The sequence below is a fragment of the Sanguibacter massiliensis genome, from assembly GCF_900240335.1.
Lineage (GTDB): Bacteria > Actinomycetota > Actinomycetes > Actinomycetales > Cellulomonadaceae > Flavimobilis > Flavimobilis massiliensis.
Window position 1 is genome coordinate 307,108 of the sequence record NZ_LT964979.1, and the last position, 23,134, is coordinate 330,241.

The 23,134-nt window shown below is 69.7% G+C and carries 17 protein-coding genes; 11 read left to right on the plus strand and 6 right to left on the minus strand.

The features are described from left to right. Position 1: 1 nt before the first annotated feature. The gene (locus tag C1729_RS01375) at positions 2-850 is read right to left on the minus strand and encodes an ATP-binding cassette domain-containing protein (RefSeq protein WP_102508054.1); all 849 of its coding nucleotides are present in this window, start codon (positions 848-850) and stop codon (positions 2-4) included. Next, a complete protein-coding gene (locus tag C1729_RS01380) occupies positions 843-1,916 on the minus strand; it encodes a metal ABC transporter substrate-binding protein (RefSeq protein WP_102510451.1) in 1,074 nt (357 codons plus the stop codon). Before C1729_RS01380 ends, C1729_RS01375 begins: the two co-directional genes overlap by 8 nt. A 172-nt stretch (positions 1,917-2,088) precedes the next feature. Between C1729_RS01380 and C1729_RS01385 the strand changes: the two genes are divergently transcribed. From C1729_RS01385 to C1729_RS01395, 3 genes are all read left to right on the plus strand, one after another. Further along, positions 2,089-3,477 carry a glycine--tRNA ligase gene (locus C1729_RS01385; protein ID WP_102508056.1) on the plus strand — a complete coding sequence of 463 codons (1,389 nt, stop codon included), beginning with the start codon at positions 2,089-2,091 and terminating at the stop codon, positions 3,475-3,477. 64 nt (positions 3,478-3,541) lie between these two features. After that, complete coding sequence (gene dusB, locus C1729_RS01390) at positions 3,542-4,735, plus strand: tRNA dihydrouridine synthase DusB (protein ID WP_102508058.1); 1,194 nt, start codon at positions 3,542-3,544, stop codon at positions 4,733-4,735. An 83-nt stretch (positions 4,736-4,818) separates the two neighbouring features. Further along, positions 4,819-6,345, plus strand: coding sequence for an alpha-amylase (locus C1729_RS01395; RefSeq protein ID WP_102508060.1), 1,527 nt, complete (start codon positions 4,819-4,821; stop codon positions 6,343-6,345). 138 nt (positions 6,346-6,483) lie between these two features. Here C1729_RS01395 and C1729_RS01400 read toward each other — a convergent pair whose 3' ends face one another. Together C1729_RS01400 and C1729_RS01405 are read right to left on the minus strand one after the other, a co-directional pair. Beyond that, positions 6,484-8,214 carry a glycoside hydrolase family 13 protein gene (locus C1729_RS01400; protein WP_422917636.1) on the minus strand — a complete coding sequence of 577 codons (1,731 nt, stop codon included), beginning with the start codon at positions 8,212-8,214 and terminating at the stop codon, positions 6,484-6,486. A 234-nt stretch (positions 8,215-8,448) separates the two neighbouring features. After that, on the minus strand, positions 8,449-9,465 hold the full coding sequence (locus C1729_RS01405; protein ID WP_242493670.1) for a LacI family DNA-binding transcriptional regulator: 1,017 nt from the start codon (positions 9,463-9,465) through the stop codon (positions 8,449-8,451). Positions 9,466-9,736: 271 nt separating this feature from the next. On the opposite strand from C1729_RS01405, the gene C1729_RS01410 reads away from it, so the two are divergent. The 7 genes from C1729_RS01410 to C1729_RS01440 all read left to right on the plus strand — a co-directional run bounded on the left by C1729_RS01410 (position 9,737) and on the right by C1729_RS01440 (position 20,621). Further along, the gene (locus C1729_RS01410) at positions 9,737-11,002 is read left to right on the plus strand and encodes a sugar ABC transporter substrate-binding protein (protein WP_165375384.1); all 1,266 of its coding nucleotides are present in this window, start codon (positions 9,737-9,739) and stop codon (positions 11,000-11,002) included. A gap of 140 nt (positions 11,003-11,142) precedes the next feature. Then, positions 11,143-12,765: an ABC transporter permease subunit gene (locus C1729_RS01415; RefSeq protein WP_242493671.1), complete on the plus strand. Its 1,623-nt coding sequence runs from the start codon at positions 11,143-11,145 to the stop codon at positions 12,763-12,765. 1 nt (position 12,766) lies between these two features. After that, positions 12,767-13,681, plus strand: a complete 915-nt coding sequence (locus C1729_RS01420) for a sugar ABC transporter permease (protein ID WP_102508064.1) — start codon at positions 12,767-12,769, stop codon at positions 13,679-13,681. Further along, entirely contained in the window at positions 13,678-15,645 is a 1,968-nt protein-coding gene (locus C1729_RS01425) for a glycoside hydrolase family 13 protein (RefSeq protein WP_242493672.1), read from the plus strand. The genes C1729_RS01420 and C1729_RS01425 overlap by 4 nt, the downstream gene beginning before the upstream one ends. Positions 15,646-15,751: 106 nt before the next feature. Next, the gene (locus tag C1729_RS01430) at positions 15,752-17,014 is read left to right on the plus strand and encodes a deoxyguanosinetriphosphate triphosphohydrolase (RefSeq protein ID WP_102508065.1); all 1,263 of its coding nucleotides are present in this window, start codon (positions 15,752-15,754) and stop codon (positions 17,012-17,014) included. Positions 17,015-17,178: 164 nt separating this feature from the next. Further along, complete coding sequence (dnaG, locus tag C1729_RS01435) at positions 17,179-19,119, plus strand: DNA primase (protein WP_102508067.1); 1,941 nt, start codon at positions 17,179-17,181, stop codon at positions 19,117-19,119. A 251-nt stretch (positions 19,120-19,370) separates the two neighbouring features. Then, positions 19,371-20,621, plus strand: a complete 1,251-nt coding sequence (locus C1729_RS01440) for a tyrosine-type recombinase/integrase (RefSeq protein ID WP_102508068.1) — start codon at positions 19,371-19,373, stop codon at positions 20,619-20,621. Between the two features lie 96 nt (positions 20,622-20,717). On the opposite strand, the gene C1729_RS01445 is transcribed toward C1729_RS01440, so the two are convergent. Beyond that, a complete protein-coding gene (locus tag C1729_RS01445) occupies positions 20,718-20,984 on the minus strand; it encodes a hypothetical protein (RefSeq protein WP_102508070.1) in 267 nt (88 codons plus the stop codon). 277 nt (positions 20,985-21,261) lie between these two features. On the opposite strand from C1729_RS01445, the gene C1729_RS01450 reads away from it, so the two are divergent. Next, the gene (locus C1729_RS01450) at positions 21,262-22,434 is read left to right on the plus strand and encodes an SDH family Clp fold serine proteinase (protein ID WP_165375385.1); all 1,173 of its coding nucleotides are present in this window, start codon (positions 21,262-21,264) and stop codon (positions 22,432-22,434) included. A gap of 234 nt (positions 22,435-22,668) precedes the next feature. On the opposite strand, the gene C1729_RS14705 is transcribed toward C1729_RS01450, so the two are convergent. Next, complete coding sequence (locus C1729_RS14705; RefSeq protein WP_207204550.1) at positions 22,669-23,124, minus strand: hypothetical protein; 456 nt, start codon at positions 23,122-23,124, stop codon at positions 22,669-22,671. Positions 23,125-23,134 lie beyond the last annotated feature (10 nt).

The window sequence follows — 23,134 nt, forward strand, 5'->3', positions numbered from 1 at the left end:
GTCAGTCGGCCTCGCAGAAGGGGTGGTCGGTGAGGACGACGGCCGACGGCGCGAGCTCGGGATCGCCGTGCGCGTGCTCGTGGTCGTGGTCGGGGTCGTCGTGGCCGCGCGCGGCACGCGGCGCGGGTCCGTCGTGGACGACGGTCCCGTGCCGCAGGACGACGGTGCGCGTGATGAGGTGCTCGAGCTCGCCGAGCTCGTGGAGGACGACGAGGACGGTGACGCCGCGCGCGACGAGCGCGGTCATCGTGCGGGCGAACGCCTCCTGGCTCGGCTGGTCGACGCCGGCGATAGGCTCGTCGAGGATGAGCAGCTCGGGGTCGCGGACGAGGGCTCGCGCGATGAGGACGCGACGCTGCTGGCCGCCCGAGAGGTCGGACACCGCCTGGTCGCGACGGTGGAGGAGGCCGACCTCGGTGAGGGCGGCATCGACGCGCGCACGCCAGTCGCGCGGCTTGCGGAGGGTGCGCGGACCGAGGAGGCCCGAGGTGACGATCTCGCGGACGGTCGCGGGGACGCCGCCGGCGGCACCGAGCCGCTGGGGCACGTAGCCGATGCGGTGCCATGGCACGCGCGGGCCAAGCGGCGCGCCGAGGACGCTCACGGTCCCGCCGCTCGCGGGGACAGCACGCACGAGCGTCCGCACGAGCGTGGACTTCCCTGAGCCGTTCGTCCCGAGGAGGGCGACGACCTCGCCGCGGTCGATGCGCAGGTCGACGCCGCCGAGGATCTGCTGCCCGCCGAGGTGCGTCGTGAGGCCTCGCACGTCGAGGGCCGGAGTAGCGGCCGGGCCGGAGCCAGCCTGGGCGCCGCTCGGGACGGCGGCGGACGTCGTGGAGGTGTCAGGCACAATCGAGTCCTGTCCGTAGCGCCGCGAGGTTCGCGGTCATGATCGTGAGGTAGTCGTCGCCCGCGTCGACCTGCTCGCGCGTGAGCGACTCGAGCGGGCTCAGGGCGGCGGTCGTCACCCCTGCGTCCTCGGCGAGGACGTCGGCGACTTTGGCGGTCGCGGCGGACTCGAAGAAGATCGTCGGGACTCCCGCCTCGCGGACGAGGTCGGCCACCTCACGGATGCGACGCGGTGACGGCTCGGTGTCGGGGTCGAGGCCGGCGACCGAGACCTGGTCGAGGTCGTACCGCAGCGCGAGGTGGCCGAACGCGGCGTGGCTCGTGACGAGCGTCCGGTGCGTGCACGACGCGAGGCCTGCCGTGAACGTGGTGTCGAGCTCCGTGAGTTCGTGAACGAGCGTGTCGGCCCGGCTCCGGTACTCGTCCGCACCTGCGGGATCCGCTGCGGCGAGCGTCTCGGCGACTGCGGGGGCGAGGAGCGCGAGGCGCGTCGGGTCGAGCCAGAAGTGCGGGTCGACGCCGCCCTGGTCATGACCGTCGTCGGCCACGTGGCCGGCGTCGAGCGCGGCGGCGTGGTCGTGGTCGTGCGCGTCGGACGCCTGCTCATCGTGCGCATGCTCGTCGTGCTCGTGCTCGTGCTCGTCGTGAGCGTCGACGTGGTCGTCGTCGTGGAGGGGCAGCGCGGGCTCGGCCGCGGGGGCGGCCTCGAGGACGGCGGTCGCGTCGAGGGTGCGGGCGGGGTGGCCTTCGAGGACGGCCTGGTCGACGGCGGGCTGGAAGCCGGACTGGACGACGACGAGGTCGGCGCGGCTCACGCGGCCGATGGCGGCGGGGGAAAGCTCGAGGTCGTGGGGCTCGCCACCGAGGGGAGTGAGGTTCGTGACGGTGACGCGGTCTCCGCCGACCTGCTCGGTGACGAACTGGAGCGGGTAGAACGAGGCGAGGACCTCGAGGCTGCCGTCGTCCGCTGCGGCCGTCCCGCACGCGGTGAGCGCGAGGAGCGCGGCGAGGGCACCGGCGGCGCGTGCGGTGCGGTGGGTGGGCCGGGGCGGCGTTGAGCGATGCATGATCTCCATTCTCAATAAGACTGAGAACCGTTGTCAACGTGGCCCGGTGTGACGCGGCCCGCGCCACGTGCGCACGGGCCGGTTGCCCGCTGGTGGCCCGGTATCCTGGGAGGGTTGTTCCCCGCCCCGCACGCCATGCGTGGCGCCGACGATCCAAACGGAGTGATCACCAGTGGCTTCCACCTCCAAGCGTCTCGACGCCGTCATCTCCCTCGCCAAGCGCCGAGGCTTCGTCTTCCAGGCAGGTGAGATCTACGGAGGTTCGCGTTCGGCCTGGGACTACGGACCCCTCGGCGCCGAGCTCAAGGAGAACATCAAGCGGCAGTGGTGGCAGTCGATGGTCCGCGGCCGCGACGACGTCGTCGGCATCGACTCCTCCGTCATCCTTCCGCGCAGGGTCTGGGAGGCCTCGGGTCACGTCGAGGTCTTCACCGACCCGCTCGTCGAGTGCACGAGCTGCCACAAGCGTTTCCGCGCCGACACGCTCCTCGAGGAGTTTGAGGAGAAGAAGGGTCGTGCCGCGGAGAACGGGCTCGGCGACGTCGCGTGCCCCAACTGCGGCACGCGCGACGCCTGGACCGAGCCCCAGAACTTCTCGGGCCTCCTCAAGACGTACCTCGGCGCCGTCGACAACGAGGAGGGTCTGCACTACCTCCGTCCCGAGACCGCGCAGGGTATCTTCGTGAACTTCGGCAACGTCCAGACGGCGTCGCGCATGAAGCCCCCGTTCGGAATCGGCCAGATCGGCAAGTCGTTCCGCAACGAGATCACGCCCGGCAACTTCATCTTCCGTACCCGGGAGTTCGAGCAGATGGAGCTCGAGTTCTTCGTCGAGCCCGGCACGGACGAGGACTGGCACCAGACCTGGATCGACACGCGGATGGCCTGGTACACGGACCTCGGCATCGACCCCGAGAATCTCCGCCTCTACGAGCACCCCGCCGAGAAGCTCTCGCACTATTCCAAGCGCACCGTCGACATCGAGTACCGCTTCGGCTTCACGGGCTCGGAGTGGGGGGAGCTCGAGGGCATCGCCAACCGCACCGACTTCGACCTGCGCACGCACTCGACGATCTCGGGCAAGGACCTCTCGTACTTCGACCAGGCGAAGAACGAGCGGTACTACCCCTACGTCATCGAGCCTGCTGCAGGTCTCACGCGCTCGCTCATGGCGTTCCTCGTCGAGGCCTACGCCGAGGACGAGGCACCCAACGCCAAGGGCGGCGTCGACGTCCGCACCGTGCTGCGCCTCGACCACCGTCTTGCGCCCGTCAAGGCTGCCGTCCTGCCCCTGTCGCGGAACGCCGACCTCTCGCCCAAGGCGCGTGCGCTCGCGACCGAGCTGCGCAAGCACTGGAACGTCGACTTCGACGACGCCGGCGCGATCGGCCGCCGCTACCGCCGTCAGGACGAGATCGGTACGCCGTTCTGCATCACGGTCGACTTCGACACGCTCGAGGACAACGCCGTGACGATTCGCCACCGTGACTCCATGGAGCAGGAACGAGTCGCGCTCGACCAGGTCGTGCCGTTCCTCGCAGCGCGTCTCACCGGCGCCTGAGAGCACATCCCGAGGGGCCGGCGTGGCGCAAGCCACGTCGGCCCCTCGGGCGTCCAGTGCGAGGATGGAACCCATGACCACCCCGACCCTCGAGACCTCCGCGCCCGACGGGCACGTGCTCCCACCGCTGCGCATCGGCCCGCACTCGGTCGACACGCCCGTCGTCCTCGCACCTATGGCGGGCGTGACGAACAGCGCGTTCCGCAGGTTGTGCCGCGAGAACGGCGCGGGCCTCTACGTCGCGGAGATGGTGACGTCGCGCGCGCTCGTCGCGCGCAACGAGGAGTCGCTGCGGATCGTCACGTTCGAGCCGGACGAGGCCGTGCGCTCGGCGCAGGTCTACGGCGTCGACCCGGCGACGGTCGCGGCGGCCGTGAAGATCATCGCGGGCGAGGATCGCGCCGACCACATCGACCTCAACTTCGGGTGCCCCGTGCCCAAGGTAACGCGCAAGGGCGGCGGCGCCGCGCTGCCGTGGAAGACGGAGCTCTTCACGCGCATCGTCGGGGCGGCCGTCGAGGCTGCAGCGCCGTACGGCGTCCCGGTGACGATCAAGATGCGTAAGGGTATCGACGCCGACCACGAGACGTACCTCGAGGCGGGGCTGCTCGCCGAGAACCTCGGCGTCGCAGCGGTCGCGCTCCACGCGCGGACGGCAGCGGAGCACTACTCGGGCCACGCCGACTGGGCGGCGATTGCCGAGCTCAAGCGCACCGTGACGAGCATCCCGGTGCTCGGCAACGGCGACATCTGGTCGGCCGAGGACGCGCTCGAGATGGTGCGGACGACGGGCTGCGACGGCGTCGTTGTCGGCCGGGGCTGCCAGGGGCGGCCGTGGCTGTTCCACGACCTCGCGGCGGCGTTCGCAGGACGTCCCGAGCGGCTGCAGCCCGGGCTCGCGATGGTCGCGGAGACGATCTACCGGCACGGGGAGCTCATGGTCGAGGAGTTCGGCGAGGAGGACCGTGGGGTGCGCGAGCTGCGCAAGCACATGGCGTGGTACCTCAAGGGCTATCCGGTCGGCGGTGACGCACGGCGCGGCCTTGCGATGGTCTCCTCGCTCGCCGAGTTGCGGACGCTGCTCGACGCGCTCGACCTCGAGGCGCCGTACCCGGGGGAGGCCGCCGAGGGCACGCGCGGCCGTCAGGGGACGCCGAAGACGCCGCACCTGCCGGAAGGCTGGCTCGACTCGCGCGAGCTTGACGAGACGTTCCGGGCGCGTCTCGCGGAGGCGGAGCTCGCGGTCTCGGGTGGCTGATCCTGAGCGCGTGGCGGTCACGTGCGCGACAAGCTGCAAGTTTTCTGTATGCTTGCGACGTCACCGTCGACCAGGGAGTTCCGATGCGCACCGCACGCACCACGCACCACGTCGCTGCAGCAGCCGTGCTCGCCGCGCTGCTCGCGGCGTGCTCCGGCGGTGCGAGCGACGGCGAGGTTCCTTCGGAGCAGCCCCCGGCATCGAGCGGCGCTCCCGCGACGACGGCGGCTCCCGACGAGGGCCCGCTGCCGGGCGTCGGGATCCAGCTCTTCCAGTGGAGTTGGGACGCGATCGCACGGGAATGCACCAACACGCTCGGCCCCGCAGGGATCGACTGGGTTCTGACGTCCCCGCCGCAGGAGCACATCCTGGGTGAGGAGTGGTGGACCTCCTACCAGCCCGTGAGTCATCGGGTCGACTCGAGGCTCGGGTCACGCGAGCAGTTCACAGATATGGTCTCCACGTGCGGCAGCGCGGGCGTCGGGATCGTCGCCGACGCCGTCGTCAACCACATGACAGGGCAGGAGCGCCCGGGCACCGGCTGGGCCGGGTCGTCGTACGAGCACTACGAGTACCCGGGGCTCTTCTCCGACGAGGACGGCGACTTCCACCACTGCGACACCATTGATGGCGACATCCAGAACTACAAGGACGCCGAGCAGGTGCAGAGCTGCGAGCTCGCCAACCTCGCAGACCTCGCGACCGGCACCGAGCGTGTACGCGGCGTGCTCCAGGCCTATCTCGCGGATCTCGTGAGCCTCGGGGTCGCCGGTGTCCGCATCGACGCGGCCAAGCACATACCGCCCGAGGACATCGCAGCGATCATCGCGGACCTGCCCTCGGACGTGCTCGTGTGGCAGGAGGTCATCCGCGCGGGCGGCGAGCCCGTGACCCCGGAGCAGTACGTCGGCAACGGTCAGGTCTTCGAGTTCGGCTACGGGCGCGAGCTCGTCGGGCTCCTCGGTGGCTCGACCTTCCGCCAGGCGCTCACGCTCGGCGAGCGCGGCATGCTGCCGTCGGACGACGCTGTCGTCTTCGTCGTCAACCATGACACCGAGCGCAACGGGGAGATGCTCACGGCGCGCGACCCGGAGTACCTCCTCGCGAACGTCCTCATGCTCGCAGGGGCCTACGGGACGCCCGTCCTCTACTCGGGCTACGTGTTCGACGACCGGGATGCGGGCCCCGTCCAGGACGGTGACGGCAAGGTCCTCGACGCGTCGTGCCCCGACGCTCCGGGACCCGCCACGTCGCTCGAGAACGGAGCGTGGACGTGTGAGCAGCGCTGGCCCGCGATCCAAGGGATGCTCGAGTGGCGGCGCGTCACCGATGGCGCAGGCCTCGTCGCGGTCGACGACTCGGCGGGCGACGTCCTCGCGTTCTCGCGCGGAGAGCTCGGGACGGTCATCGTCAACCGGGGCGACGAGGAGGCGGTCGGTTCCTGGCCGACGACCCTCGCCCCGGGTGAGTACTGCGACGTCGCAGACGGACCCGGCTCCCCTCAGGGGTGCGCAGGCGCTACCATCGAGGTCGCTGCCGATGGCACGCTCAGCACCACGGTCCCCGCCGGCGGATTCGTCGCGGTCCACGCCGAGGGTCGCACGAGCTGACCAACGGCGGATAAGCTGCCGCACTGGGTGCGCGCGTGTCGTGGACGGACACGCGCGCCCGGGCGGCGGAGCGCGGGGGCGGTGGCCGGTGGCCACCGCCCCCCGTTCGTCCCCGGAGAGTGCTCCTGGACGAGCGTCTCAGAACGTGGGCAGCGCCCAGACCGTCGTGTCGGTCGGCACGCACCCCTCGTCGAGGCTCGCGCTCGCGAGCACGACCTCGAAACCTGCGGGGAGCGGAACGGGCACCTCGCCGAGGTTCGTGAGGACGAGCAGCTCGTCCGTGCAGAACGCGAGGACCGACGGGTCGTCCCGGAACGCGTCGACCCACGCGAGCGCCCCGTCCCCGAGGTCGCGCGCGCGGCGTAGCGCGAGGGCCGCCCGGTAGAGTTCGAGCGTCGATCCCTCGACGCCCGTCTGGGCGTCGGCCGCGAGCTCGCGGTACGACTCGGGCTGGGGGAGCCACGTCGCACCGGTCGGGCCGAAGCCGAGCCCGGGGGCGTCGGCCTCCCACGGAAGCGGGATGCGGCAGCCGTCACGCCCCGCCTCCTGGTAGCCCGTGCGGAACCAGGTGGGGTCCTGACGCAGCGAGTCGTCGAGCGCGGTGTGCTCGGGCAGGCCGAGCTCCTCGCCCTGGTAGAGGTAGGCCGAGCCCGGGAGCGCGAGCATCTGGAGCGTCGCCGCACGGGCCCGCCGCAGCCCGAGCGCCGCGTCGGGCTGCGGGTCGTGCGCGCGGATCCCGTTGGGGCGGTGACCCGCGGGCAGCGCGAGACGGGTCGCGTGGCGCACGACGTCGTGGTTGGAGAGCACCCACGTGCAGGGGGCACCGACGGCGTCGTAGACGCGGAACGACTCGCCGATCGTCTCGCGCAGGGAGGCGGCGTCCCAGGGCGTCGTGAGGTAGGGGAAGTTGAAGGCCTGCTGCATCTCGTCGGGACGGACGTAGTCGGCGAGCGAGGAGAGCGGTTCGACCCAGGCCTCGGCGACGAGGGCGCGGTCGCCGTCGTACTCGGCGAGGACGGCGTTCCACTCGCGGTAGATGTCGTGGACGCCGGGCTGGTCGAACATGGGGGAGAGGCTGGTCTGCTGCGCGGCGGCGCCGTCGGACCCGGTGACCATGGCGGTCGACCAGTCCCAGTCGGGCAGGCCGGGCTTCTTGACGAGGCCGTGCGCGACGTCGACGCGGAAGCCGTCGACCCCGCGGTCGAGCCAGAACCTCAGGACGGAACGGAGTTCGGCGTGGACCTCCTCGCGCGTCCAGTCGAGGTCGGGCTGGGTCGTGTCGAAGAGGTGGAGGTACCACTGGCGGTCGCCGGTGAGGCCGAGCTCGGCCGCGTCGGGTCGCTGGTCGACGCGCGTCCAGGCGGGCCCGCCGAAGATCGAGGACCAGTTGTTGGGAGGCGTCTCACCGCCGTCGCGACCCTCACGGAAGATGTAGCGGGCCCGCTCGGGGGAGCCGGGCCCCGCGCGCAGCGCCGTCTGGAACCAGGCGTGCTGGTCGGAGGTGTGGTTGGGGACGAGGTCGACGATGACGCGCAGGCCGAGCTCGGTTGCGCGGGCGCGGAGCGCGTCGAAGTCCTCGAGCGTGCCGAAGAGGGGGTCGACGTCGCGGTAGTCGGCGACGTCGTAGCCGCCGTCGGCCTGCGGGGACCGGTAGAACGGAGAGAGCCACAGGGCGTCGACGCCGAGCGCGGCCAGATGGTCGAGCCGGCGCGTGATGCCGGCGAGGTCGCCCATGCCGTCGCCGTCGCCGTCGGCGAAGGATCGGGGGTAGACCTGGTAGATGACGGCGTTGCGCCACCACTCGCCCTGGGGGCGCGCGGCGTGGGCAAGGGTCGTCGCGAGGGTCTGCGACGGGGCGGGGGTGGACACGGGTCGACGCTCCTGGGCTCGGACGAGGTGCTCGAATCGTTTCGAGGACGTCCAGCGTAACCCGATGCCTGGGACTCGCTGCAAGTCCCAGGCGCGTTGCGACCCGGCGATGTGCGGGTGCCGACGGCACGCAACCGTGGCCTCTGCGGAACCCGTGGTGCCGACCGTGTCGCGCCCTCGGGCGAGGCCAGTCCCGACCGCTGGGGAGCGGGCCGTGGGGGTGTGCGGCGACCGTCAGCCGCCGCTCGGTGCCACCCCCGTCGACTCGCGCACGACGAGCTCGGGGTGGAAGAGGATCTCCGAGCGCGAGACCCTCTCCCCGGTGATCTGCGCGACGAGCGACGTGACGGCGGCGGTGCCCATCGCGGTGACCGGCTGCCGGATCGTCGTGAGCGGGGGCTCGGTGAACGCGATGAGCGGGGAGTCGTCGAACCCGATGACGGAGACGTCGCGCGGCGTCCGTAGGCCGCGGGCCCGGACGGCGCGCGTCGCGCCGAGCGCCATGAGGTCGGAGCCGCACACGATCCCAGTGTGGCCCGAGTCGACGAGCTCGCCCGCCGCGGCGGCACCACCCTCGACAGTGAAGAGCGAGGTCGCGACGTGCGGGCTTGCGTTGGTGACGCCGAGGTGGCGCGCGATCGCGGCGGCGAACCCCTCGCGCTTGCGGTGCACGGGGACGTAACGCTCCTGGCCGATCGCGAGCCCGATCTTCCGATGGCCGAGCGAGACGAGGTGGCGGACGGCAAGTTCCATCGAGGTGACGTCGTCGTTCGAGATGAACGACGCGTCGACGCCCTCGGCGAAGCCGTTGACCATCACAAGCGGGACGCCGCGCTCACGCAGACGGTGATACCGCTCGCGGCTCGCGGACGTGTCGGCGTGCAGCCCCGAGACGAAGACGATGCCGGCGACGCCGTGCTCGAGGAGCATCTCGATGTACTCGTCCTCGGTCGTGCCGCCCGGCGACTGGGTGCACAGCAGCGGCGTGTAGCCGTGCTCGGAGAGTCGCGACTCAATCGCCTGCGCGAACGCAGGGAAGATCGGGTTGGTGAGCTCGGGGACGATGAGCCCGACGAGGCCCGCTGAGTGGCCGCGGAGCTTCTCGGGTCGCTCGTAGCCGAGGAGGTCGAGGGCAGCGAGCACCGCTTGGCGCGTCTCGCTCGAGACGCCGGCCTTCCCGTTGAGCACGCGGGAGACCGTCGCGGTGCTCACGCCGGCCTGCTGGGCCAGATCGGTGAGTCGGGTGCGCACGGTGTGCAGGGTACGGGACAAGATGGCCTCCTTGCCATGTCCTCGTTCGCGTCGACGGATCCGCGTGGTTCTGCGGGCGTCGTGCGGAACGCGTCGGGGTCGTCCGGTTGTCCGGAGGCTCTCCGGGTCGGGTGAGTGCGGCAACCGTTGCATGAAAGTTACCGCAACGGCTTGCATCTTGTGCACTCCGACGTCTAGCGTCAGTCTCATCAGGGCGGCGCCCACCGACGTGGGTGGTCGCAAAGATGCAGAGAAACGGGAGAACATTCAGATGCGACGGAGCATCCCCATCGTTGCCGCGGCACTTGGCCTCGGCCTCGCCCTCACCGCCTGCTCGGGCGACACGGGCAGCAAGAACCCGACCACCACCCCCGCCCCTCAGGCGACCACGTCGGAGGCTCCCAAGCTCTCGGGCGAGCTCAACATCTGGGTTGACGAGCAGCGCATCGTCGACCTCAAGGACGTCGCGGCCGACTTCGAGAAGGAGAACGGCGTCAAGGTCAACATGACGCAGAAGGCCTTCGGTGACATCAAGAAGGACTTCGCCGCCCAGGCGACCCAGGATGGCGCCCCCGACATCATCGTTGGAGCCAACGACTGGGCCGGCGAGCTCGTGGCCAGCGGCCTCGTCGCCAAGGTCTCGCTCGGCGACGCACTGAACGAGCTCTCGGACACCGGCAAGGCAGCCTTCACCATCGACGGCGGACTCTACGCGGTGCCGTACGCGACCGAGAACATCGCGCTCATCCGCAACAACGACCTCGTCAAGGAGACCCCGGCGACCTGGGACGAGCTCATCAAGCAGAACGACACCACGAAGGCCAAGTACCCCGCTGTCCTCCAGCAGAGCGGTGAGGACGGCGACGCCTTCCACATGTACCCGCTCATGGCGTCCTTCGGGGTTCACTTCTTCGCGCTCAACGACGACGGCACCTACAAGAAGGAGTCCGGCCTCGGCGGCGAGGACGGAGCGAAGTTCGCGACGTGGCTCAACGAGCAGGGCAAGAACGGTCTCGGATGGCTCTCGGGCGACATCAACGGTGACGTGGCGGCGGACGCGTTCCGCAAGGGCGAGACGCCCTACATCATCACGGGCCCGTGGAACGTCGCGGGTGCTGAGGGTCGCTTCGTGGAGTCGGGCATGGACGTCTCCGTCCTCCCCATCCCGTCCGCTGGTGGCAAGACGGCGAGCCCCCTCGCCGGCTTCCAGGGCTTCTACGTCAACGCGACGTCGAAGAACCAGATCGCTGCGAACTCCTTCGTGTCCTACATCGCGACGTCGGATGTCCAGACGAAGCTCTACGAGGTTGGCAAGCGTATCCCCGTGAACACGGTTTCGGCTGCAAACATCACGGACGAGGTCGTCAAGGCGTTCATCGAGGTCGGTAAGACGGCTGTGCCGCAGCCGAACTACAAGGAGATGGACGGCGTCTGGGGCGCGGTCGGCGCCGCTCAGGGCCAGATCATCGCGGGCAAGGTCGACGACCCGGCCAAGCTCTGGGCCGACGTCTCCGAGACGGTCTCCGGTCTCTTCTGAGTCACCCCGGCCTGAGGCGCCCGCCGACGGCTGAAGTACGAGTGACGCCGGGGCCCTGCGCATGACGTAGGGCCCCGGCGATCGTTCGAGGACATAATGATCGTGAGCCCGCCGCAGCGCGGGCGTCCCAGGAGGACGAGATGATGCAGCGCAGTCCTGCCGGAACCGGTGCGGCGACGGAGCCGACGGTCCAGGCGGAACTACCACCCGGCCGACCGATCGTCAGCCATGCCCGTGACGTCAGGGCGGGCTTCTTCGTGAAGCTCGCCCTGATGATGCTTGTCGATGCCTTCTTCGTCTACGGGCTCGTGACGTCGTTCGTCCTCGCGTCCTGGGGGATCTTCGCCGGGCTCGTCGCACTGACCCTTGTGGTCAACTGGGTGTACTTCTCCCGGCGGACGATCCCTGGCAAGTATCTCGTCCCGGGGCTGGCCTTCCTTCTGGTCTTCCAGGTGTTCGTCATGGCGTACACCGCATTCGTCGCCTTCACGAACTACGGCACCGCTCATGCGATCACCCGCGACCAGGCGATCGAGCGCATCCTCGAGTACAACGAGAAAGAGATGCCGGACACGCCGACGTACGACCTCACCGTCCTCGTCAAAGACGGCACAACCTTCCTCGCGATCGTCGACAACGGTGTCCCTCTCGCCGGCTCCGCCGACGAACCGCTCGCGCCGCTCGAAGGTGCGACCATCGACGGTGGCCGCATCTCTGCTGCTGACGGCTTCCACGTCGTCTCGAGCCTCGGCGAGCTCGCGGCGATCCCGGACCTCGTCCAGGTCCGAGTGCCATGGTCGGACGACGTCGAGGATGGATCCCTCCGCACGCCAACGGGTCTCATCGGCATCCGGGCAGTCTCTGTCATGGATTTCGATGCCGCTACGAGCACCATGACGAACACCGAGACGGGCGTCGTCTACACCGAGAACGACCACGGTTCGTTCGTCGCTGCCGACGGTACCGAACTCCAGCCGGGCTGGCGGGTCACCGTCGGGTTCGAGAACTTCGGCCGCGTCTTCACGGAGAGCAAGCTTGCCGCACCGTTCGCCAAGTCGCTCGTATGGACATTTACCTTCGGCCTCCTCTCGGTCCTCACGACCTTTGCTGCGGGTCTTCTCCTCGCGGTGACCTTCAACAACGTCCGGATGCGTTCCCGTGCCTGGTACCGGGCGGTGCTCATCCTCCCCTACGCGTTCCCAGGGTTCCTCTCAGCCCTCATCTGGGCCGGGATGCTCAACCGCACTTACGGCTACGTCAACAACGAGCTGCTCGGCGGAGCGGACATCGCGTGGCTCACTGATCCCACGATGGCGAAGATCTCGATCATCGTCGTCAACCTGTGGCTCGGGTTCCCCTACATGTTCCTTATCTCGACCGGCGCGCTCCAATCGATTCCGTCGGACATCTACGAAGCAGCGACTATCGACGGCGCCGGACCGTTCCGGTCGTTCCGGAGCCTCACGTTGCCGCTCCTCCTCGTCGCTGTGACTCCGCTGCTCATCGCAAGCTTTGCGTTCAACTTCAACAACTTCTCGCTCATCTACATGCTCACGGGTGGCGGGCCGACGTACATCGGCAACTCGTTCAAGCTCGGTCACACAGACATCCTCATCTCGATGGTCTACAAGATCGCGATCGATGCGCAGGGCACGAAGGACTACGGCCTTGCGAGTGCGATGTCAATCTTCATCTTCGTCATCGTGGGTCTGGTCTCCTACATCGGATTCCGCAGGACGCGCCAGCTCGAGGAGCTCAACTGACATGACCACCGTCGACAACGCACCCTTGTACACCCCGACGCAGCTCTCCGGTTCGGAGAGAGCAACCCGCTGGCTCCGTGACATCGGTTGGCGGCATGTCGTCGGGATCGTCATGATCCCGATCTGTCTCCTCCCGATCCTCATCGCCGTTTCGATGTCCTTCAAGGGGCCGACGGCGACGCTCAACAGCTCCGACAGCCAGGCCCTCTTTACGTCCTTCGAGCTCACGACGTACGAGGAGCTCTTCGCCAGTTCGCTCTTCCCTCAATGGGCGCTGAACTCCGTCCTCATCTGCGCCATCACCGCGATCGGTACGGTCATCATGGGCTCCGCGGCGGCCTACGCATTCTCACGGTTCCGCTTCGCGGGCCGCCGGGGCGGCCTCACGGCTCTCCTCATCGTCCAGATGTTCCCCCAGATGCTGGCATTCGTCGCCGTCATGCTTCTTGTGACCTCGCTCGGCAAGGTCTTCCCGTTCCTTGGGGAGAACAGCCCGCTCGCGCTCATCGCGATTTACCTGGGTGGCGCGCTCGGGTCGAACGCGTTTCTCATGTACGGGTTCTTCAACACCGTGCCGCGTGAACTTGACGAGGCCGCGAAGATCGACGGCGCCTCGCACGCCCAGATCTTCTGGGGCATCATCTTCCGGCTCGTCGTGCCAATCCTCACGGTCGTCGGCCTACTGTCCTTCGTCGGCACCTATGGCGACTTCATCCTCGCGAAGGTCATCATGACGCAGGAGCAGAACTACACGCTCGCCGTCGGTCTGTACCTCTGGGCGTCGCGCCCCGAGGTCACCCCGTGGGGACTGTTCGCCGCGGGTGCCGTCATCGCGGCCGTTCCGATCATCGTCCTTTTCATGTTCCTCCAGAAGTACATCGTCTCCGGGCTCACCGCGGGGTCGGTCAAGGGATGATCGACGGGTCCTCCGGGCCCGTCGCCGAGGCAGGGCGCGCGATGCTGCGCGCCCTGCCTCACCACGACGGCTCCGAGCTCTACACAGCCCCGGGTCCTCATCGCCTGGGAGACACCGTCCCCGTGCGGGTGCGCGTGCCGCGCTCGTCTGACGTCACCGAGGTGTGGCTCCGCACCGTCCAGGACGCGGAGCCCCGCATGCGGCGAGCGACGGTCGTCGACGAGGACGAGCGCGACGTCTGGTATGAGGCCGACGTCCTCGTCCACCACCCCCTCACTCACTACCGCTTCGCGCTCGTGCGTCCAGGAGGCGTCGCGTGGCTCGACGCCACGGGCGTCCATGACCGCGGCGTCACCGACGCGCACGACTTCCGGATCTCGACGCACGCACCGGGCCCGACCTGGCTGCGCGACGCCGTCGTCTACCAGATCTTCCCCGACCGCTTCGCGCGCTCCGCTGCCGCTGCCACGCGGGAGCAGCCGGCGTGGGCGATCCCGGCTGCCTGGGACGAGGAGCCCATTGCCCGCGGTGTCGAGACGGGCTGGCAGTTCTACGGCGGTGACCTCGACGGCATCGTCGAACGGCTCGAGCACATTGCCGACCTCGGCGTGACGACCGTCTACCTCACGCCCGTGTTTCCCGGCCAGACCTGCCACCGCTACGACGCGTCGACGTTCGACCGCGTCGATCCGCTCCTCGGTGGCGACGACGCGTACGCGCGCCTCGCCGAGGCCGTCCACACGCGGGGTCTGCGGCTCATGGGTGACCTCACGACGAACCACACGGGCGCGACCCACGAGTGGTTCGAGCGCGCGCAGGCCGAGCCGACGTCGCCCGAGCACGACTTCTACCTGTGGACCGAGCCCGACGCGCCCGACGGCGCGGCCGGCTACGTCGGCTGGGTTGGGCACGCACGGCTGCCCAAGCTGGACTTCCGCTCGCCCGAGCTGCGCAGCCGCATGGTTGAGGGACCAGACTCCGTTGTCGGGCGCTGGCTCCAGGAGCCGTACGCCCTCGACGGCTGGCGCATCGACGTCGCCAACATGACCGGCAGGTACGGGACGCTCGACCTCAACCACGACGTCGCCCGCACGGTGCGAGCGACGATCGAGCAGATCAACCCGGACGGCGCGCTCATCTCCGAGCACTTCCACGACGCGCGCGACGACCTCACGGGCGACACGTGGCACGCCAACATGAACTACACGGCGTTCTCCAACCCCCTGTGGACGTGGCTGTCCGCCGAGGGCGGCGACGTCTCCTACCATGGGATGCACGGGGTTCCCGTGCCCCGACGCCAGGGAGCGGAGGTCGTCGCCGAGATGCGCGACTTCGACGGCGGCCTCCCGTGGGACGTGCTCGTTCGGCAGTGGAACATGCTCGGCTCGCACGACACCCCGCGCATCCGCACGCTCGTCGGGTCCCGGGAGCTGCACGAGGTCGCCGCCGGCATCCTCTTCACGTACCTCGGCGTGCCCGTGGTCTTCGCGGGCGACGAGCTCGGCCTCACGGGAACGACCGGCGAGCACGCGCGCGCGACGATGCCGTGGGATGAGCCCGCGCGTCGTGACGAGCACACCCACGACGTCTACCGGCGGCTCGCGGCCCTGCGGCACGCACACCGTGCGCTCCGCGAGGGCTCGCTGCGCTGGGTGCTCGTCGATGACGACGCCCTCGGCTACGTGCGTGAGACCCGCGACGAGACGATCCTCGTCGTCGCGGCGCGCGCCCCGTGGACCGGGGCGGTGCTGCCGCTCGGAGGATCGGCCGAACGGCTCTTCGGGTCGCTCGAGCTCGGTGCCGTACGCGACGCCGGTGCCGTACACGACGCCGGTGCCGCTACGGGGCATGGAGCAGGTGTCGGTGCTGGAGCTGGTGCCGCGTCCGACGACGCGTCACCGAGCGTCGACGGGCTCGTCGTGCGCGGTGCCGGACCCCACGTCGGGGTCTGGCGGCTGACGTGAGCATCGCTGCCGGGCTGCTCGCACCGAGAGGGCTCGGCGTCGCGATCCTCAGGGGGTCGGTGGCCCACCCGTGAGCACACGACGCCTGCTCGACTAGGGTTGTCCCGTGCCCCTCGACCCTGCGATCCCCGGTTACGACGTCTGTGACGTCGAACGTCTCGCGGCCGAACCGCCCAAGTCGAAGGCGCGGACGCCGTTCGAGCGTGACCGCGCTCGGCTCGTGCACTCCTCGGCGCTGCGCCGGCTCGGCGCCAAGACCCAGGTGCTCGGGCCGTCGAGCGACGACTTCATCAGGACGCGCCTCACGCACACGCTCGAGGTCGCGCAGGTGGGCCGCGAGCTCGGCAAGCAGCTCGGCTGCGACCCGGACGTCGTCGACTCGGCGTGCCTTGCGCACGATCTCGGGCACCCGCCCTTTGGGCACAACGGTGAGCGCGAGCTCGCCGAGGTCGCCAAGGACATCGGAGGGTTCGAGGGCAACGCCCAGACGCTCCGGCTCCTCACTCGGCTAGAGCCCAAGACGTTTGACACCGACGGACGCCCGGTTGGTCTCAACCTCACGCGCGCGAGCCTCGACGCCTCGGTGAAGTATCCGTGGCGGCTCTGGGAGGGGCCGCAGGGCCGGCTCACCCACAAGTTCGGTGTGTACCCGGACGATCAAGAGGTGTTCGACTGGCTGCGTCAGGGCGCGCCTGACGGTGTCAAGTGCATCGAGGCGCAGGTCATGGACCTCGCCGACGACATCAGCTATTCGGTGCACGATGTCGAGGACGCGATCGTCGGCGGGAAGCTCGACCTTGCGCTCATGACGCAGGACGCCGAGCGCAGCCGGGTCATCGATGCCGTCACCACGTGGTATGGCGACCGGTTCACGCCCGACGAGCTTGATGCCGCTATGGCGCGGCTCGCGAACGACGGTCTGTGGCCCGTGGGCTTCGATGGTTCGCGGCGCTCGCTCGCGCGCCTCAAGGACTCGACGAGCCAACTCATCGGCAGGTTCTGCGGGGCTGCGCACGACGCGACCCGCGACCGCTACGGCGAGGGGCCGCTCACGCGGTACGCGGCGAGCCTCGTCGTACCTGACCCGACCGCCGCCGAGATTCAGGTCCTCAAGGGCGTCGCCGTCGCCTACGTCATGGCACCACGTGAGTCAGAGCCGCTGTACATGGCGCAGCGGCAGGTGCTCCGGCAGCTCGTCGAGGTGCTCGTCGACCGAGCTCCGACAGCGCTCGAGCACGCGTTCGCTGCCGATTGGCACGAGGCGGCCGACGACGGCGCGCGACTCCGCGTCATCATCGACCAGGTCGCGTCGCTCACCGACGTCTCGGCGGCGAAGTGGCACGCGCGGCTCGTCGGCCCCGTGTTCTGACGCGCCGGCGGTCGCGGGCGTGCGCGGGCGTTGAGAGAGCACTCGTTCGCGTCTCGCGCGGTGGTGGGAACCTGTGGACGACGTGCATGAGCGGCTGCCTGTGGGCAGGTCGTCGTGCCCCCGCCGGGGCAGAACCGCCGTACGGGGCCGACTAGACTCACCACGTGGCCGGGTTGATCAAGCGGGAGGACGTCGACGCCGTCCGCGAGCGCGCACGCATCGAGGAGATCGTCGGCTCCTACGTGACGCTCAAGCCCGCGGGCGTCGGGTCACAGAAGGGGCTGTGCCCCTTCCACGACGAGCGCACCCCGTCGTTCCACGTCCGCCCGCAGGTCGGTCGATGGCACTGCTTCGGCTGCGGCGAGGGCGGCGACGTCATCAGCTTCGTCCAGAAGATCGACGGCCTCGGCTTCACCGAGGCAGTCGAGTACCTCGCAGGCCGTGCCGGCATCACGCTGCGCTACGAGGAGGGCGGCGGCCAGCGTCGCGGCGAAGAACCGGGGCGCCGCCAGCGGCTCGTCGAGGCGAACCGCACCGCCGCACAGTTCTTCGCCGAGCAGCTCTTCACCCCGGGCGCCGCACCGGCCCGCGAGTTCCTCGCGCAGCGGTCCTTCGACCGGGCCGTCGCCGAGCAGTTCGGCGTCGGCTTCGCTCCCGCGGGCTGGAGCTCGCTCCTCACCCACCTGCGCGGGCGCGGCTTCACCGAGGCGGAGCTCCTCGCTGCGGGACTCGCCTCCCAGGGCAACCGCGGCGTCTACGACCGTTTCCGTGGGCGGCTCATCTGGCCGATCCGTGACGTCACCGGCGAGGTCATCGGCTTCGGTGCCCGCAAACTCCTCGAGGAGGACCAGGGACCCAAGTACCTCAACACCCCGGAGACCGCCCTCTACAAGAAGTCACAGGTGCTCTACGGGCTCGACCTCGCCAAGCGCGAGATCGCGCGGACCAAGCGCGTCGTCGTCGTCGAGGGCTACACGGACGTCATGGCGGCCCACCTCTCGGGCGTCGGGCAGGCGATCGCGACGTGTGGCACGGCGTTTGGCAGCGACCACGTGCGCGTCGTGCGGAGGCTCGTCGGCGACACGTCGTCGGGCGCCGGGGTCCAGCTCGCGGGAGGCGGTTCGACGGGCGGCGAGATCATCTTCACGTTCGACGGCGACGCTGCCGGGCAGAAGGCCGCGCTGCGCGCCTTCCACGAGGACCAGCGCTTCTACGCCCAGACGTTCGTCGCGGTCGAACCGCACGGGATGGATCCGTGCGACCTGCGTCTTGCACGCGGCCCTGAGGCGGTGCAGGCGCTCGTCGACGCGCGCGAGCCGCTCTTCGAGTTCGTCGTGCGCTCGACGCTACGGGCCCACGACCTCGCGCACGCCGAGGGGCGCATCGCCGCGCTCCGCGCGTCGGCGCCCGTCGTCGCCGGGATCCGGGACCGCGCCCTGCGCGCGGAGTATGCGCGGCAGCTCGCGGGGTGGCTCGGGATGGAGGCCGACGTCGTCCGGCGTGCCGTCCTCGCCGCTGAACGCTCGCAGGGGCAGCCACGGCACGCGGCCGACGACGTCCCGTCGGGCGCAGTCGTCGCCGACCCCGCACCCGGGGCGGCGGGCGCCGGGTTCACCGTGCCCGACCGGCGCGACCCTGTCGCGCGCCTCGAGCGGCAGGTGCTCGAGGCTGTGCTCCAGCACCCCGGGGAGACGCCCGACGTCTTCGACGACCTCGGCTCCGACGCGTTCTCCGTGCCGGCATGGCGGGCCGTCCACGAGGCGATCCGGGCCGCCGGAGGGGTGCGTGCCGTCGGGGCCGCCGACCCGGCGCGCTGGGTCGCGGCCGTCGTCGAGGAATCTGCGGGGCCCGTCGCAGGGCTCGTCGGGGAACTGGCCGTGTCGCCGCTGCCCGAGGACCGCGAGAGCGCCGTCGGCGACTACGTGCGTGGCGTCGTCCACGCCCTCGTCGACATGCAGGTGACGCGCCGCATCGCGGACCAGCGCTCGGCGCTCCAGCGCACCGACGCGGAGCGCGACCCCGAGTCCTACCAGCAGATCTTTGCCGAGTTGCTGCGGCTCGAGCAGCAGCGGCGGCTGCTGCGTGAGGCGTCCGCGGGGCAGTGAGTCTCAGCGCCCGGTTGGCAGGGCTCGGCTGTGCGCGGTCGACGCCACACGGGAGGGTGGGCGCTGTAGTGAGGCATCTGGGGCTTGAACCCAGGACCGACGGATTATGAGTCTGACGGTGCGGTACTCTGAGGGTGGTGTGAGAGCGTCAGAAACGGCGGAATCTCGCGGATCTTGCGCCGCACCTGCGCGCTAGTGCGCGCGGGTGCGTGGCTACAGGTGTGGCTACAGTAAGGGCAGGAGGTGCACTCATGGCACGCACAGCACGACGAGACGCCCACTCGGGCTCGCTCTACCAGCGGACCAGCGACGGCATGTGGGTCGCATCCATCACCCTGCCCGACCGCGACGGTAAGCGACGGCGCAAGGTCAAGACTCACAAGACGAAGGCCGGGGCGAGCCGCATCCTCGCCGACATGCGCCGCGAGCTCGACCGCGCCGGAGACCTGCCCACGTCCAGCCCCACGGTCGCCACGTGGATGGCGCTGTGGCTCGACACCATCGCCCGCCCACGCCTCAAGCCGCGGACGTTCGCGACCTACGAGGGCTACATCAACACGTGGATCATCCCGACGCTCGGCACGCGCAGGCTCGACCGCCTCACGCCAGCACACATCCGCGAGATGCACGACGCCGTCGAACGCGCCGGACGCTCCACGACGACCGCACTGCAGGCGCACCGCATCCTCGCGAAGGCGCTCACCGACGCCGAGCGTGAGGGCCGGGTCGCGCGCAACGTCGCGACGCTCCTCGACGCACCCCGCCGAGCCGTCAGCGCCCGAACGGCACTCACTGCCGACCAGGCGGTCACGCTCCTGCGCAGCGTCGCAACGAACGCCGACGAGGCCCCACACTGGACGATCGCGCTCCTCACCGGCATGCGCCAGGGCGAGCGGCTCGGGATCACGCGCGACGCCATCGACCTCGACGCCGGGGTCGTGACGGTGTCGTGGCAGGTACAGCGCCTCCGCTGGGAGCACGGCTGCGCTACCGAGAGGCCCGCGGGCGGCTGGCCGTGCGAGTACACGCGCGCCGGCTACTGCCCTGAGCGGCATGTGCGCATCCCGTCCGATCAGGAGGCGCGGCAGGTGTACGGCGGTTTGTGGATGACGCGCCCGAAGTCGCGGGCGGGGTGGCGTGAGGTGCCGATGGCGCCGCTACTCGCTGACGTGATCCGTCGGCACCTCGATGTGGCGACCCTCGGAGACGAGGGGCTGATCTTCCACCGTGGGGACGGGCACCCGATCGACCCGCGCGACGACTCTGCCGCGTGGGACGCTGCGCTCAAGCGTGCAGGGCTGCCAGACGCACCGCTGCACTCCGCGCGGCACACGACGGCGACGCTGCTGCTCGAACTGGGTGTCGATGAGCGGACGCGCATGGCGATCATGGGACACAGCTCGGCCGCGGTGACGGCTGGGTATACGCACGTGTCGACAGCGCTGGGTCGTGAGGCGATGGCGCGGCTGGGGGAGCGGCTCGCGCGCGGCGATGGCGGATAACCAGATCGCTTATATCGGGGCGGGGATAAGCGGGCGACAGCCTCGCGTTCGGTGCAGCCCGCCCTCTCCTGCCAGGGGGCGGGGTGGCGTTCATCGTCACTTGTCGAGCGGCTGGGCGTCCTCGCTGTCGAGCCACACCCCGCGCACCTGCGACCGCGCGTCGACCAACTCGACGAGGACGACCCGGCCGCACCAGGCGATGGCGCGCGTCCTGATGGTCTCCGTGCCTGTCTGCCACTGGATGGTCGCGGTGACCGGCCGCGGCGGGTCGAAGTCGACCTGCGTGTCGCGGGGCGGGACGTCGCGGCGGTTGAGGATGGGGACGTGACGGGCGTTCCACGTGTCGAGGCTCGAGTCGCGCATGGGGTCAGTGTCTCCCTGACCACCGACAGTCGCAGCGGCAGGTGCGTCCGCATATCCCGGGCGGGATGGCGTGGTGGCTGGGAGGGTGCGGGCATGGACGTTGACGAGGTGGTGCGCGCGATCTTCTGGGATTCGCTCGAGGGCGATGGGGTGTGGGCTGGGGTGGTGTGGCGGACGAGCGGGGAGGCGCTGTGACGAGGAGCCATCTGTCGGTCGCCCGCAGCATCGACATGCCCGCCGCGCCCGTCTCGCAGCGACTACGCCGCTACCCTCGGGCATGACGAAGCTCGGCCGCAGCCGAGAGCGGCGGCGACTAAAGTGCCGGCCGTCGCGCGTCGATATGGACTGCATGGTGGATAACACAGAGGAAGCAGAGGACGCTGGGGCGATCGCCATGCCCAACGAACACGAGTGCCATCCAGCGGGCGAGCAGCACGACGCCTTCGTGCTCGTCGTCTTCCAGGGAGGACGTCGCGGTCCATTCGAAGCACTTGAGCGACCACTCTACGATCATGTCGTTGACATCGTTGAGCGGGTAGTTCCTTTCGGGGAGACCCGCCCCCACCTCGACCTATGGATCGACTCTCCGGGCGGTGACGCGCACGCTGCCTACAAGCTGGCGCGCTACCTGCGCGCCAAGTTCGAGGTCGTGCATGTCGTTGTCCCCGAGTACGCGAAGAGCGCCGCCACGCTGCTCAGCTTGGTGGGCTCAGAGATTTACATGGGTCCCGGAGCTGAGCTGGGGCCGCTGGATGTACAGGATCTCCGTGAGGGCGAGGCCCGTATGCACTCGACCCTGGCCACGGCCAATGCCGCGACCACGCTCTTCCAGGACATGGTGGAGCACGCGGTTGGTCACGGCCCCATGCTGCTTCAGGTTACCGGGCTTGCCCGAGACCGAGCGATCGCGCACATGCTCGACTTCGCAGCATCGTTCAGCAGGCCCCTTGTAGAGAAACTCGACCCCGAAGAGATGCTGTCGGCCCAGACCAGCCTTCTGCTCACCCTCAACTATGCTACGAGGCTTCTTGCCGTGTCCCACAGGGACAAGGTCAACCCCGTCGTCACGGCGAAAGCGCTAGTAACGGACTACCCGACACATGGCCACGTGATCGATCGCACGACAGCCAGAAACGAACTCAGCCTGACAGTAGTTGACATCGAGCGATACTCTCTGGGCAGGGAGAGTTTCAGGCTTCTCCGAAGGCTCGGAGGACAGCCCTTCGTTGAACTGCTCGACGGGCCAACCATCCGCCAGCTATGTGATGGCGACGAAGGAGATCACGATGGAGCAGATGAAGCAGACCTCGGCACCCCAGATGCGCTCGCTCCCGAAGCAGAAGGCACTGACTCTGACGCCGAAGCCAAGCCAGCGTCGCGCTCTCGCCGCAATCGCGTCCGGTCAGGACCTCAGGGCGTTGAGAACCTCGACGGTGAAACTCACCCCTAGCGCAGGACGCTAGCGGGCATGACGAAGCGCCCCCACCCTCTCGCGAGGGTGGGGGCGCAGTCGTAGGATGACGCAACTCTGCCTGTGATTTTATTACAGGCCGCTGCTCGTCAGTCGGCGTCGTCGAAGGTGGCGCACTTCTCGGCGGCCTTGCGCGACCCGTACCGTGTGCCGCACGCCTCGCACTCGTAGGTGCAGCGCCCGCACGTCGTCACGCAGGCGGGGCAGGGCTGGTCACTCATCGGTCGGCGTGGGGTCGTCGATGTAGACCATCGCGCCGCAGCCGGGACACGCGTGCAGCATGTCGACGCGTCCGGTGATGGTCGTGCCGCAGTCGCAGGTGACGGTGCGGAGGGCCTCCCGCGCGTCGGTGTCGGGCTCGTCGGGGAGCGTGTCCGGGTCGGGGGCAGCGGCCGGGTCGAGGCGCTCCGGCTCGCGCGGTGCGGGAGCGAGCCACGGGACGTAGCGCTCGAGCCAGTCGGTGACGGCGGGCAGCGCGAGGACTCGGGTGACGGCTCCGGCGATCGCGAGGGACGCCGCGACCCACGGGATGCCGGCGTCGAGGCCGATCGCCTCGATGATGAGCGCCCATGCGGCGGCGAGGCCGACGAGCGCGGCGAAGATCGTGCGGAGGGTGGCGCGCCACGGGTGCTCGGTCTGCGTCGCCGTGGGCGTGGTCGTGATGGTCACGGGGTGCCTC